Raw genomic sequence first — 13098 nt, forward strand, 5'->3', positions numbered from 1 at the left:
CGTGGGCGAGGAGGGAGTTGAACCCTCACGTCCTTTCGGACACACGGACCTGAACCGTGCGCGTCTGCCATTCCGCCACTCGCCCCTTTCGGGGGCTCCCTTTTGGGGTGCGGCGAGAGCCTAGCACGGTCAGGGGACTGCATTACAACTCGCCCCCTCCCTCACCCCCAGACCCGGATACGATCGGGGTGAGCGACCGGACACGGAGCCGACACTGCAGCACCGCACGACCACGTTCGGTGCCCGGCGCTCGCTGGACTGGAACCGGATGCGGGAAGGTGGGACATGAGCCTCGTGCAGCGCTTCGAGCGCAAGCTCGAAGGCCTTGTCGGCAACACTTTCGCGCGTGTTTTCGGTGGCAACGTAGTACCCCAGGAGGTGGCTCAGGCCCTGCAAAGGGAGGCCGAACGCAAGGTCAAGGAGCTTGCCGGCGGCCGCCTTCTGGCACCCAACCACTACACCGTGACACTCGGCCCAGCCGACCACGACCGGCTAGCCGGCGACGAGCAGCGGATCACCGATCTGCTCGCCGACTGTGTCGGAGAGCATCTGACCGAGCACGGGTGGGACACATACGGTGACGTCGTAGTCTCCTTGGAGCGCTCTGAGACGCTGCACACCGGACAGTTCCACACGAGCTCGTCAGTCGACCCAGACGCATCGCCGCGCCGACGGCCGGCACCACCTCGCACCGCAGGAGACCGACCCATGAGCCAGCCACCCGGCCAGTACCCCGAGGGAGACCGCTACGCCCAGCAGCAGGGGCAGTACGGCTACGACCAGCAGCAGCAAGGCGGCTACGGCCAGCAGGGCTACGACCCGAACTACGGTCAGCAGCAGGGCGGGTACGGGCAGCAGCAGGGCTACGACCAGGGCTATGCCCAGCAGCAGCAGCCCGGTTACGAGCAGGGTTACGGCCAGCAGCAGGGCTACGGTCAGCAGGGCTATGACCAGGGTTACGCCCAGCAGCCCGGTTACGAACAGGGCTATGGCCAGCAGCAGCAACCGGGCTATGCCCAGCAGCCGGGTTACGACCAGGGCTATGCCCAGCAGCCCGGTTACGACCAGGGTTACGCCCAGCAGCAGCCGGGTTATGGCCAGCAGGGCTACGACCAGGGTTACGGCCAGCAGGGCTACCCGCAGCAGGGCGGCTACGCCGACCCCAATCAGCAGGGATACGCTCCGCCCGCTGTGCAGACCGGCCCGCGCACGCTGACCGCGACGCTACAGCTGGACGACGGCTCCAACCGGACCTATAGCCTCAAGCAGGGCAGCAACGTCATAGGCCGTGGCCAGGACGCCGATTTCCGTCTGCCGGACACCGGGGTTTCCCGCCGGCACCTGGAGATCACCTGGGACGGCCAGAACGCGATGCTGGCCGACCTGGGCTCGACCAACGGCACTACGGTCAACTCCAACCCGGCCCAGGCCTGGCAGCTCGCCGACGGCGACGCGATCAGGATCGGGCACTCGACGTTGGTGTTCCGGTCCCAGGGCTGACCAGGACGACATCGCAAGGCGGGAGCGGTCACAGCAGGTGCCAGAACTTGTGATGCAGCTGACCAGAGCAGGGTTTCTCGCCCTGCTCTGGTTGTTCGTGCTGGCTGCGCTCCGTGTCGTTCGCTCTGATCTCTACGCGGCCTCCGGGCTGCGGGTCGCCCTACCAGGTTCCCGACGGACCAGCGGGCGGCAGTTGCGGGGCAACAAGGCCGCCCGGCAACTCGTGGTGACCCACGGCGCGCTGGCGGGTACCCGCATCGCGCTGGACGGCCGCCCTATTCTCATCGGCCGTGCCGACGACTCCACCCTCGTGCTCGACGACGACTACGCGTCGACGAGGCACGCCAGACTCTCGCTTCGAGGAACGGACTGGTACGTGGAGGACCTAGGCTCCACCAACGGCAGTTATCTAGACCGGGCGAAGGTCACGGCACCCACCCGGGTCCCGCTCGGCGTTCCGATCCGTATCGGTAAGACGGTGATCGAGCTGCGCTCATGACCCTCGTCCTTCGTTATGCGGCCCGCAGCGACCGGGGCCTGGTGCGTTCCAACAACCAGGACTCCGTGTACGCCGGCCCACGACTGCTCGCACTCGCCGACGGCATGGGCGGCCATGCCGCCGGCGAGGTCGCCAGCAAGGTCGTCATCGCCGCACTAGCCCCCCTCGACGACGACGAACCCGGGGAGGACCTGCTCAGTGACCTGCGCGAGTCCATGCTCTCGGGCAACTCGGCGATCGCCGAACTGGTCGCCAGCGACCCCGACCTGGAGGGCATGGGCACCACGCTGACCGCGGTGCTCTTCGCCGGCCACCGGCTGGGCCTGGTGCACATCGGCGACTCGCGCGCCTACCTGGTGCGGGACGGCAACCTGTCCCAGATCACCCACGACGACACGTTCGTGCAGTCCCTGATCGACGAGGGCCGGATCACTCCGGACGAGGCGCTCACCCACCCGCAACGGTCGCTGCTGCTCAAGGCGCTGACCGGGCACGAGGTGGAGCCGAGCCTGGCGATCAGGGAAGCCCGCAACGGCGACCGGTACATGCTGTGCTCGGACGGGCTCTCCGGGGTGGTGTCGGCGGAGACGCTGGCCGAAGCCCTGGCCATCCCCGATCCACGCACCTGCGCCGACCGGCTGATCGAGCTGGCGCTCAAGGGCGGCGGGCCGGACAACGTGACGGTGATCGTCGCCGATGTGGTGGACGTCGACTTCGGGGAGAACGCCCCGATCGTGGGCGGCGCCGCGGGCGATGGCAGCGCCGATCCGCCACCGCCGGACTCCCCTGCCTCTCGCGCCGGCGCGCTGAACCCCGGCTGGCAGCAACAGCAGCCGCAGCGACCGGACCCGACCACGCCACCGCCGGACCCGCCACGGGGCAGGCGCTGGCTGCGCAGCATGTTGCTGGTGCTGCTGGTGCTGGTGGTGCTCGGCGCGGCCGGTTTCTTCACCAGGTACTGGGTGCTCCAGCAGTACTATGTCGGCCTGGACGACGACCGCCAGGTGGTGATCTTCCAAGGAGTGCAGGGCAGCGTGCTCGGCATCAAGCTCCAGCGGAAGGTCGAGGGCTCCTGTCCCCCGGACGTCAGCTGCGACCTGGACCCGATCCTGGTCTCGGACCTGAGCCAGTCGGGCAAGGACCTGGTCACCAACGGGATCACCGGACTGGACGGGCTTGAGGGCGCGCGCAACGCGATCCGCAGGCTGCGCACCGCCCAGGTGCTGCCGCCCTGCCCGTCGGCGCCACCGGGCACGCCCGGCGCGGGCGGTCAGCCGACCACCACCAGCAGCGCGGCGCCGACCACCGACCCGAACGTGCCCCAGACCACGGATGCGACGTCGCTGAACTCGCCGACGCCCAAGCCCGGGGTGGACTGCCGGACGGTGCGTTGATGGCTGAGTCGGCCGCGACGACCACCGGACCGCTGCCCGGGGGGCCGCCAGCTCAGCCGCCACCGACACCGACCAGGCGCGGCACCGAGTTGATGTTGCTCGCCTTCGCCGCGCTGCTGGTCACCGGCGCGCTGGTGCTGGTGGAGATCAACCAGGAGCAGGAGCTGACCAACGCCCTGTTCTACTACGGCGCGGCCTACCTCGGCCTGTTCGGGGTGGCGCACGTGGCGGTGCGGATCTGGGCGCCCTACGCCGATCCGCTGATCCTGCCGTGCGTGGCGCTGCTCAACGGGCTCGGCCTGGTCATGATCCACCGGATCGACCTGGCCGAAGCCGAGCGGGCCGAGCTGCTGGGCAAGGTGTTCACCGCGGACGTGCCCAAGCAGATCATGTGGACCACGATCGCGCTGGCGCTCTTCGTCGCGGTGCTGGTGCTGATCAAGGACCACCGCACGCTGTCCAAGTACGGCTACACCGCGGGCCTGGTCGGCCTGGTCGCGCTGGCGCTGCCGGGCATCCTGCCGAACATCATCGCGCCGGAGATCAACGGCGCGAAGATCTGGCTGCGCATACCCGGCGTGTTCTCCATCCAGCCCGGTGAGTTCGCCAAGATCCTGCTGATGGTGTTCTTCGCCGCGTTCCTGGTCTCCAAGCGGGACCTGTTCATGGCGGCAGGCCGCAAGGTGCTCGGCATGGAGCTGCCCCGCGCCCGCGACCTGATGCCGATGCTGTTCGCCTGGTTCGCCTCGCTCGGCGTGCTGGTGCTGGAGAAGGACCTCGGCACCTCGCTGCTGTTCTTCGGCATCGTGCTGGTGATGCTCTACGTGGCCACCGAGCGGGTCGCCTGGCTGGTGCTGGGCATGACCTTCTTCATCGGCGGCTGCCTGATCGCCTACCAGATCTTCGACCACGTCCAGGTCCGGGTGACCACCTGGCTGGACCCGTTCGCGGACTTCTTCAACAAGGGCCGCCAGCTCGGCCAGGCGCTGTTCGGGCTGGGCACCGGCGGTATCGGCGGCACCGGTCTTGGCGCCGGACGGCCGGAGCTGGTGCCGCTGGCCAAGAGCGACTTCATCGTCGCCGCGATCGGCGAGGAGCTCGGCTTCGTCGGCCTGGCCGCCCTGCTGATGCTCTACACGCTGCTGGTGATGCGCGGCATGCGCAGCGCGCTGGCGGTGCGCGACACCTTCGGCAAGCTGCTGGCCGGCGGCCTGTCCTTCGCGGTCGGACTGCAGGTGTTCATCGTGGTCGGCGGCGTCACCAAGCTGATCCCGCTGACCGGTCTGACCGCACCCTTCCTGTCCCTTGGCGGATCGTCACTGGTGGCCAACTACGCGCTGGTCGCGCTGCTGCTGCGGATTTCCGACGGCGCGCGCAGACCCGCTGTGCAGAGCAAACCGGTGGTGCCGCAGGCGCCGATTGCGGAGGCGCACACCGTGCTCGTGGAGCGGCCCTCATGAACGCACCACTGCGCCGGGTGGCGCTCGCCGTCATGGTGATGGTCCTGCTGTTGCTGGCCAACGGCACCTACATCCAGGTGATCAAGGCCGACACCTACCGCAGGGACCCGCGCAACAGCAGGGTGCTGCTGGAGGAGTACTCCCGGCAGCGCGGCCAGATCAGCGCGGCGGGCGGTCAGCTGATGGCCACCGTGGAGACCACCAACGGGCGGCTGAAGTACCTGCGCAAGTACACCGAGGGACCGCTGTACGCACCGGTCACCGGCTACTACTCCTCCAGCTACGGCGCAACCGGGCTGGAGAAGGCGCAGGACACGGTGCTCAACGGCGAGGACCCGCTGCTGTTCGGCCGCAGGCTCTCCGACCTGATCACCGGCCGGGACCCGCGCGGCGGCAGCGTGCAGACCTCGATCGTGCCCAAGGTCCAGCAGTACGCCTACAAGGCGATGACGGACAAGAAGTTCACCGGCGCCGTGGTGGCGCTGGACCCGAAGACCGGCCGGATCCTGGCCATGGTCTCCACCCCGTCCTTCGACCCGAACCAGCTCTCCGCGCACGACACCGAGGCGCAGCAGAAGGCCTGGGGCGAGCTGAACAAGGACCCGAAGAAGCCCGCGCTGAACCGGGCCGTGGCCGAGACCTACCCGCCCGGCTCGACCTTCAAGCTGGTCACCACCGCGGCCGCGCTGGAGAACGGGTTCACCAAGGACAGCCCGCTGACCGCGGCGCCCACCATCACCCTGCCCGGCACCACGAACCAGCTGGAGAACTTCAACGGCAACCGCTGCGGCGGCGGGGAGACCGCGCCGCTGATCGAGGCGCTGGCCCGCTCCTGCAACACCGCGTTCGTGGACCTGGCGATCCAGCTGGGCGAGACCAAGCTGCGCCAGCAGGCGGAGAAGTTCGGCATCGGCGAGCAAGGGCAGAAGGTGCCGATCAACGTGGCCGCCTCCTCCCTCGGCGACATCCCGGACAAGGCGGCGCTCGGCCAGAGCGGCATCGGCCAGCGCGACGTCCGGCTGACCCCGTTGCAGGACGCGGTGGTCACCGCCACCGTGGCCAACGGCGGGGTGCGGATGGAACCGCAGCTGGTGAGCCAGATCCTGCGCGATGTCACCGTGCTGCAGGAGAACGACCCGGTGCGCGCAGGCACCGCGATGTCCGCGGCGACCGCGGCCACGCTCAAGGAAATGATGATCAAGTCGGAGCAGAACACCGCCGGCGGCGGGAAGATCTCCGGCGTCACCATCGCCTCCAAGACCGGCACCGCCGAGCACGGCAAGAACCCCAAGGAGAACAACCCGCACGCCTGGTACACCGCGTTCGCGCCCGCCGAGGACCCGAAGATCGCGGTCGCGGTGATCGTGGAGAGCGGCGGCGACCGGGGCCTGGACGCCACTGGCGGCACCGTGGCCGCGCCGATCGGGCGGGGCGTCATCGGCGCCTTCCTTGGAGGTGGCTGAGCATGCTCACCTCCGGCCAGCTGCTCGCCGACCGCTACCGCCTGGCCAGGCGGATCGCGGTGGGCGGCATGGGCGAGGTGTGGGAGGCCGCCGACACCCGGCTGGACCGGCGGGTGGCGATCAAGGTGCTCAAGCCGGAGCTGACCGGGGACGCGGAGTTCCTGCACCGGTTCCGCACCGAGGCCAGGATGACCGCCTCGCTGAACCACCCGAACATCGCCGCGGTGCACGACTACGGCGAGACGGCCGCGGTGCCCGATGGCCCACAGGACACCGCTTACCTGGTTATGGAGCTGGTCGAGGGCGAACCGCTGGCCGCGATCATCGCCGGGCAGGGCCGGATCAACGCCGACCGCACCATGGACGTGCTGGAGCAGGCGGGGCACGCGTTGCAGGCCGCGCACGAGCGCGGGCTGGTGCACCGGGACGTCAAGCCCGGCAACATCCTGGTCACCCCGCACGGCAAGGTGAAGCTCACCGACTTCGGCATCGCCAAGGCCGCGCACGCCGCGCCGGTCACCCGCTCCGGCATGGTGATGGGCACCGCGCACTACATCGCGCCGGAACAGGCGCTGGGCGCGGAGGCGGAACCGGCCAGCGACGTGTACTCGCTGGCCGTGGTGGGTTACGAGTGCCTGGCCGGGCACCGGCCGTTCCTGTCGGACAACTCGGTCACCGTGGCCATGATGCACATCAGGGACCTGGCCCCGCCGCTGCCGCCGGACGTGCCGCCCGGCCCGCGCGCGCTGATCGAGGCGACCCTGATCAAGGACCCGAGGCAGCGGTACCGCAGCGGCGGCGAGTTCGCGGTCGCGGTGGCCGCGGTGCGGTCCGGCCGCCCGCTGCCGATGCCCTCCGGCCTGGCCATGGCACCGCCGCCGGTCGGCCCGCTGCCGATGGGTCCTGGCGGGCCCATCACGCCGATGTCCTCACCGGGAATTCCCGCGCTGGGCCACGGGACCGGGCAGTTCGCCCCGCCCGTGCTGGGGCGCCACCCGGTGAATGTGCGCCCGCGTCGAACCGCACTGTGGCTGGTGGTCGTCATATTCGTCGTGGCGGCACTTGTTTTGGGAGCATGGGGACTCAGCGTGCTCATGCGCGCCGACGACGGTGACCGGACCGGTGGCACGCAGAAGACCACCCCGGCGTCGACGGTGCGCGTGGATCCGATGGAGTACGTGGGGCGGGCGGCTTCGGAGGCGGCCGACCGGCTCATGAAATCCGGCCTGCACACCGATGTGCAGACGCAGGATGGCCACCGGCCAGCCGACCTGGCGCGGTGCGCGGTCACCGAGGTGACCCCGGCCGGGGAGCTGTCCGCGGGGTCGAGCGTGACCCTGCGCTGCGCGCCGCACGAGGACGGTTGACGTGCGGACACGGCAGCTGAGAGACATGAACAGACCACCGTCGACGAGGAGCGGGACAAGGCACCGATGAGCACTCCGCGACTGCTCTCCAACCGCTACGAGCTGGGCGAGACGCTCGGCTATGGCGGTATGTCCGAGGTCCACAAGGGCCGGGACGTTCGTCTGGGTCGCGACGTGGCGGTCAAGGTGCTGCGCGCCGATCTCGCCCGCGACCCGCAGTTCCAGCTGCGCTTCCGCCGGGAAGCGCAGAACGCCGCCTCCCTGAACCATCCCGCGATCGTCGCCGTGTACGACACCGGCGAGACGCAGACCGAGTACGGCCCGCTGCCGTACATCGTGATGGAGTTCGTCGACGGCAAGACCCTGCGCGACATCGTCAAGACCGAGGGCCCGCTGCCCGCCCGGCGCGCCATGGAGGTCATGGCCGACGTCTGCGCGGCGCTGGACTTCAGCCACCGGCACGGCATCGTGCACCGGGACGTGAAGCCGGCCAACGTGATGATCACCAAGTCCGGCGCCGTGAAGGTGATGGACTTCGGCATCGCCCGCGCCGTGCACGACGGCCAGGCCGCGGTCACCCAGACCGCCGCGGTGATAGGAACCGCCCAGTACCTCTCGCCGGAGCAGGCCCGCGGCGAGGCGGTGGACGCGCGCAGCGACGTCTACGCCACCGGCTGTGTGCTCTTCGAGCTGATGACCGGCGAGCCGCCGTTCACCGGTGACTCCCCGGTCGCCGTGGCCTACCAGCACGTGCGCGAGGACCCGAAGTCGCCGTCGCAGGTCAACCCGCAGGTGCCCGCGGTGCTGGACGCCATCGTGCTCAAGGCGATGAGCAAGAACCCGGCCAACCGCTACCAGTCCGCCGGCGAGATGCGCGGCGACCTGGTGCGGGTGCTCTCCGGGCAGCGGCCGCTGGCGCCGATGGTGATGTCGGAGGACGAGCGCACCCAGATCGTCGGTTCCGGCGGCGCCACCCAGGTGATGCAGGGCAAGCACCGGCCCGAGGCGCTGTCCGACGACGATGACGAGGAGGAGGAGGAGCGCAAGGCCAAGCGGCGGCGCACCGCGTTCATCGCGGTCGCGGTCGCGCTCGGTGTCGCGCTGCTGATCCTGCTCGCCTTCCTGCTGGGCAACCTCTTCGGCACCAACTCCAACGGGACCAGCGACACGCTGAGCATCCCGAGGGTGGTCGGCAAGACCGCCGAGGTGGCCAGGCAGGACATCGCCAACGCCGGGTTCAGCAAGGTGCCCAGCGCCAAGCGGGTTGCCTCCACGCCGGACCAGCTGGACAAGGTGATCTCGGTGTCGCCCGGCGAGGGCCAGCAGGCCGCGAAGGACGCGGAGATCACGCTGACCATCGGCGCGGGCCCGGAGGAGGTCACCGTCCCCGACCTCAAGGGCAAGACCGCCGACGAGGCCGAGCGGTTGCTCACCCAGGCCGGGCTCAAGCTCAGCGCGAACAAGAACGAGGAACCGGTCGACGACAACAAGCAGGTCGGCAAGGTCCAGTCGCAGAACCCCTCGGCCAACACCAAGGCGGCCAAGGACTCGCTGGTCACCATCACGGTCGGCAGGGCGCAGGACAAGGTCACCGTGCTCAACGTGATCGGCCAGTCGGTGAACGCCGCGCGCAACAACCTGGAGAGCCTCGGCCTGAAGGTGGAGACCAAGGAGACCAGCTCGGCCAAGCCGAAGGACGAGGTGATCGCGCAGACCCCGAGCGGCGGCAGCTCGGTTCGGCCCGGCACCACGGTGACGCTGACCATCTCCAAGAACGACCAGTTCACCATGCCCAACATCGAGGGCATGACCGAGACCGAGGCCCGCTCGAAGCTGCAGGAGTTCGGCTGGACCGGCAGCTTCAGCAAGGCCGAGGTGAGCGGCAGCCTCAGCGAGTTCGGCAAGATCACCGACTCCAAGCCGGTGGCAGGCGACGGGGTGACCAAGACCCAGACGATCCAGATCCAGGTGGTCACCCGGATCGGCGGCGGTGGCACCCCGCCGACCAGCACCACACCCAAGACCGGCGGCTGAGCGGTACCAGCGACAAGGCCCGGCTCCCCTTCGCGGGAGCCGGGCCTTCTTGCGTCAGCTGGGGTTCAGCGGGCCGCGGCGGCCAGCTCGCGCATGCCCTTCTCCAGGGCGGCGACGGTGGGCTCCGGCACCGGGTGCCCGGCGATGGCCAGCCAGTTGGCCAGCATCCGGTGGCCGCCGTCGGTGAGCACCGACTCGGGGTGGAACTGCACGCCGTGGATGGGCAGCTCACGGTGCCGCATGGCCATCACCACGCCGGACTCGGTGCGCCCGGTGACCTCGAACTCGGCAGGCACGGTCTCGGCCAGCACGGTCAGCGAGTGGTAGCGGGTCGCGGTGAACGGGTCGGGCAGCCCGGCGAGCACGCCGGTGCCGTTGTGGTGCACCTGGCTGGTCTTGCCGTGCAGCAGCTCCGGCGCCCGGTCCACGGTCGCGCCCCAGGCCACGCCCATGGCCTGGTGGCCGAGGCACACGCCGAGCGCGGGCTTGGCCAGCTCGGCGCAGCGCCGGATGACCTCGATGGTGCGACCGGCCCGCTCAGGGGTGCCCGGTCCTGGACTGAGCAGCACGCCGTCCACCGAGTCCACCTCGGCCAGCTCGACCGAGTCGTTGCGTCGCACGACGCACTCGGCCCCCAGCTGGGCCAGGTACTGGACCAGGTTGTAGACGAAGCTGTCGTAGTTGTCGACGACGAGTACCCGCACCAGGCCAGCTTACGGCGCGTGTCGAGGGCGAATCACTGACCGGTGGTGACCTGGTTGAACGGCAGCATCGGCTCGATCCACGGGAACACCACGAACAGCAGCAGTGCGGCCACGCCCAGGATCAGGACCGCCGCCAGCAGCATCCGCAGCGGCAGCGGCCCTGGCAGGTGCCGCCAGATCCAGCTGTACACGAGCCAACCGTACCTTTCAGCCGGTCTGGAACTCGGCTGGCACGGCCTTGGGATCCTTCGGGTCCTTCGGCTGGGTGCGGACCAGGACGCCGTGCACGATGAGCCGCTGCCGCGCGGAGAACCGGGGGTGGCAGGTGGTGAGCGTGATCAGCTTGGCCTGCTTGTCCTTGGGCACGGCGTTGTTCGCCCGCCACGGCACCGGCGCGATGACCTCGCCCTGCTCCGGCCGCACGATCTCCTGGCCGACGGTCTTGGCGTACGGGTCGTCCTTGCCGCCCTTGCCCTGCGGCGCGACCCCCTTGCACTTGCCGTCCGCGCCCTTGCCCTTGGCCCAGTCCTTGACCTCGTCGGTCTTGGGCAGCATCCGGTAGACGAACCAGTCGGTCTGGGTCTCCACCAGGATCGCGTCGCAGGACTCCAGCAGGTCGATGTCGTTGAACGGCGCGCCCTTGCCCACCCGGTGCCCGGCGACCGCGAAGTTGCCCGGCTGCCCTGGGTAGGCGGTGCCCTTGTAGTGACCGGGCCCGACCTCGAGGATCTGGTCGGTGGTGCCTTCCAGCACGGTGTAGACGTAGTCCGGCCCGAACGCCGGGATGTAGACCTTGGCGAAGCCCTCGCCGTCGCCGACCTCGAACTGGTTGGTCCGCTGCGGCTCGTTGTTGTTGACCACGCTGGGGTTCTTCCACCGGTCGTCCATCGCGGAGGTCGCGTTGGCCTGCTTGCCCGCGGAGAGCCAGTCGGTCACGTAGACCTCGTAGACCACGAACAGCAGCACCACCAGCCCCGCGGTGATCAGCAACTCACCGAAGGTCCGCACCACCACCCGCCCGGTCTCCCGCCGCGGCTCCGGCACCTCGACCGCCCCGGCCGGGGTCTCCGGTTCGGGCTCGGGTTCCGGCTCGTCGAGGTCCTGGTACTGGTCGTAGTCGTCGATCCGCGGAATGAGCTCGGTCTCCTGCTCGTCCAGCCGCGGCCGCGCGGGAATGCGCGGAATCGGCACGGTGAGCTCCTCCGGCGCCAGCGGCGGCACGTCGGACCGGATCGGCGGGATGAGCTGCGTCTGCTCGGTGGCCGAGGGCGGCGGACCCGGCGGCACGGGCGGACGCTGGCCACGAGGGGGCATCGGCGGCCGGGGCGGCTCGACCGGGGCTTCACCGGCGGCCCACTGCTCCCGCGGCGGCTCAGCACGGCGCGGCGGCTCGGCCGGCGCACGCGGATCGCCGGGCGGCGGAGCGAACGGCGGCTCGCCCTGGACGCGGGGGTCACGGGGCGGCTCTGGCTCGAACGGCGGCCGGGCATCACGGGGCTGCGGGTCGTACGGACCCTCGCCGTGGGCCCGGGGCGGACGCGGGTCGAACGGCGGCTCGCCCGGCACGTGCGGCGGGCGGATGTCGTGGTGCGGCTGCCCCTGGGGGCGCGCGCCATGCGGGAAGTCCGCGCGCGGCGGCTCCGGCCGGGGCGGCGGGGCCTCCTCCGGCGGGGTCCACACCTGGGGCGGTTCCCCGCGGCGGGGCGCCGGCCTCGGCGGGGCGGGGCGCTGCTCGGCGCCGGGCTCGGACCACCACTGCTCCTGCGGCGGCGGGGGCTGCTGCGCCCTGGCCTGCCGCTGGTGGATCTCCTGGGTGGCCTCGGTGCCGTCCTCCGGCTGCGGAGTGCGGGGGTCGGTCATCGGGGCACCTCCTGTGCCTTGTCCAGTCGTAACGCACCGCCGTAGCCCGGCACGCGCACCACGTCGGGCCGCTGGACCCGGTAGCCGAGTCCGTAGCTCTGGGCGTACTGCCGGAAGATTCGCACGCCGTCCGCGGCGTCCAAAGCGGAGTTCAGCTTGTCTGGGTCGCCGATGGCGCTGATCACATACGGCGGGGAGTAGGTGCGGCCGTGCAGCAGCAGGGTGTTGCCGATGCAGCGGACCGCCGAGGTGCTGACCAGTCGCTGGTCCGCCACCGCCACCGCCTCCGCGCCACCGGCCCACAGCGCGTTGAGCAGGCTCTGCAGGTCCTTCTGGTGCACCACGAGCGCGTCCACCGGGACATCGGCGGGATACCGGCCGTCCGGGCCCCTTGGCGCGTCGCTGATGGTCACCACCAGGCCGGGGCCGCGCAGCGGGTTCAGGCCTGCCGGGTTCGCCAGGCTCGCCGCGGTGCCGCGGACCTTCTCCACCCGCTGGTCGGAACCTGCCGCGCCGCGTTCCAGGGCCTCCAGGTCGGTGCGCAGGCGGCCGAGGGCGGCTTCGGCCTCGTGCACCCGGCCCTCGGCGTCGCGGACCAGGCCGTGCAGCTCGGTGTTGCGGCCGCCGCGCAGGTCGTGGCCATCGGCCACGTTGTGGCTGACCGCGAAGATCAGGCCCGCGACCAGGCACATCACCGGCGCGGCCACCCGCCAGCCGTTGAGCCTCCGCACGCCTGACATCCTCTCCTACGCCAAAGGTGGGGTAAGCAGGGGCAAGTTGCCTCTCCTCTGCTCTCTTCGGCTACGTTAACGTGTTC

The 13098-nt window shown here is 70.3% G+C and carries 11 protein-coding genes and 1 tRNA gene; 7 read left to right on the forward strand and 5 right to left on the reverse strand.

Annotated features, from left to right (window positions below; all coding sequences use genetic code 11):
• Window positions 1-2 precede the first annotated feature (2 nt).
• Window positions 3-85: transfer RNA gene (locus ACWDY5_RS28955), tRNA-Leu, on the reverse strand.
• 200 nt (window positions 86-285) lie between these two features.
• On the opposite strand from ACWDY5_RS28955, the gene ACWDY5_RS28960 reads away from it, so the two are divergent.
• The 7 genes from ACWDY5_RS28960 to pknB all read left to right on the forward strand — a co-directional run bounded on the left by ACWDY5_RS28960 (window position 286) and on the right by pknB (window position 9717).
• The gene (locus tag ACWDY5_RS28960; RefSeq protein ID WP_449725322.1) at window positions 286-1500 is read left to right on the forward strand and encodes a DUF3662 and FHA domain-containing protein; all 1215 of its coding nucleotides are present in this window, start codon (window positions 286-288) and stop codon (window positions 1498-1500) included.
• Window positions 1501-1537: 37 nt separating this feature from the next.
• Entirely contained in the window at window positions 1538-1999 is a 462-nt protein-coding gene (locus ACWDY5_RS28965) for an FHA domain-containing protein FhaB/FipA (RefSeq protein ID WP_185001042.1), read from the forward strand.
• Window positions 1996-3393, forward strand: a complete 1398-nt coding sequence (locus tag ACWDY5_RS28970; RefSeq protein WP_449725323.1) for a PP2C family protein-serine/threonine phosphatase — start codon at window positions 1996-1998, stop codon at window positions 3391-3393. Before ACWDY5_RS28965 ends, ACWDY5_RS28970 begins: the two co-directional genes overlap by 4 nt.
• Window positions 3393-4853 carry an FtsW/RodA/SpoVE family cell cycle protein gene (locus tag ACWDY5_RS28975; protein WP_252485480.1) on the forward strand — a complete coding sequence of 487 codons (1461 nt, stop codon included), beginning with the start codon at window positions 3393-3395 and terminating at the stop codon, window positions 4851-4853. The genes ACWDY5_RS28970 and ACWDY5_RS28975 overlap by 1 nt, the downstream gene beginning before the upstream one ends.
• Window positions 4850-6316 carry a peptidoglycan D,D-transpeptidase FtsI family protein gene (locus tag ACWDY5_RS28980; RefSeq protein ID WP_252485479.1) on the forward strand — a complete coding sequence of 489 codons (1467 nt, stop codon included), beginning with the start codon at window positions 4850-4852 and terminating at the stop codon, window positions 6314-6316. Before ACWDY5_RS28975 ends, ACWDY5_RS28980 begins: the two co-directional genes overlap by 4 nt.
• Window positions 6317-6318: 2 nt before the next feature.
• Window positions 6319-7683 carry a protein kinase domain-containing protein gene (locus tag ACWDY5_RS28985; protein WP_449725324.1) on the forward strand — a complete coding sequence of 455 codons (1365 nt, stop codon included), beginning with the start codon at window positions 6319-6321 and terminating at the stop codon, window positions 7681-7683.
• A gap of 66 nt (window positions 7684-7749) precedes the next feature.
• Window positions 7750-9717, forward strand: a complete 1968-nt coding sequence (gene pknB / locus ACWDY5_RS28990) for a Stk1 family PASTA domain-containing Ser/Thr kinase (protein WP_449725325.1) — start codon at window positions 7750-7752, stop codon at window positions 9715-9717.
• Between the two features lie 65 nt (window positions 9718-9782).
• Here the strand turns inward: pknB and ACWDY5_RS28995 are convergent, their stop codons facing one another.
• From ACWDY5_RS28995 to ACWDY5_RS29010, 4 genes are all read right to left on the reverse strand, one after another.
• A complete protein-coding gene (locus tag ACWDY5_RS28995) occupies window positions 9783-10421 on the reverse strand; it encodes an aminodeoxychorismate/anthranilate synthase component II (protein ID WP_252485476.1) in 639 nt (212 codons plus the stop codon).
• A 32-nt stretch (window positions 10422-10453) separates the two neighbouring features.
• Window positions 10454-10612, reverse strand: coding sequence for a hypothetical protein (locus ACWDY5_RS29000; protein WP_449725326.1), 159 nt, complete (start codon window positions 10610-10612; stop codon window positions 10454-10456).
• 16 nt (window positions 10613-10628) lie between these two features.
• A complete protein-coding gene (locus tag ACWDY5_RS29005) occupies window positions 10629-11735 on the reverse strand; it encodes a class E sortase (RefSeq protein WP_449725339.1) in 1107 nt (368 codons plus the stop codon).
• Window positions 11736-12277: 542 nt separating this feature from the next.
• The gene (locus tag ACWDY5_RS29010) at window positions 12278-13012 is read right to left on the reverse strand and encodes a DUF881 domain-containing protein (protein WP_449725327.1); all 735 of its coding nucleotides are present in this window, start codon (window positions 13010-13012) and stop codon (window positions 12278-12280) included.
• Window positions 13013-13098 lie beyond the last annotated feature (86 nt).

The sequence above is a fragment of the Crossiella sp. NPDC003009 genome, from assembly GCF_053591555.1.

Bases quoted from the DNA above. Each gene is read 5' to 3' on its own strand.
- ACWDY5_RS28960 (WP_449725322.1), top strand. From the start codon at position 286: ATGAGCCTCGTGCAGCGCTTCGAGCGCAAGCTCGAAGGCCTTGTCGGC.
- ACWDY5_RS28970 (WP_449725323.1), top strand. From the start codon at position 1,996: ATGACCCTCGTCCTTCGTTATGCGGCCCGCAGCGACCGGGGCCTGGTG.
- ACWDY5_RS28975 (WP_252485480.1), top strand. From the start codon at position 3,393: ATGGCTGAGTCGGCCGCGACGACCACCGGACCGCTGCCCGGGGGGCCG.
- ACWDY5_RS28980 (WP_252485479.1), top strand. From the start codon at position 4,850: ATGAACGCACCACTGCGCCGGGTGGCGCTCGCCGTCATGGTGATGGTC.
- ACWDY5_RS28985 (WP_449725324.1), top strand. From the start codon at position 6,319: ATGCTCACCTCCGGCCAGCTGCTCGCCGACCGCTACCGCCTGGCCAGG.
- pknB (WP_449725325.1), top strand. From the start codon at position 7,750: ATGAGCACTCCGCGACTGCTCTCCAACCGCTACGAGCTGGGCGAGACG.
- ACWDY5_RS29005 (WP_449725339.1), bottom strand. From the start codon at position 11,735: ATGCCCCCTCGTGGCCAGCGTCCGCCCGTGCCGCCGGGTCCGCCGCCC.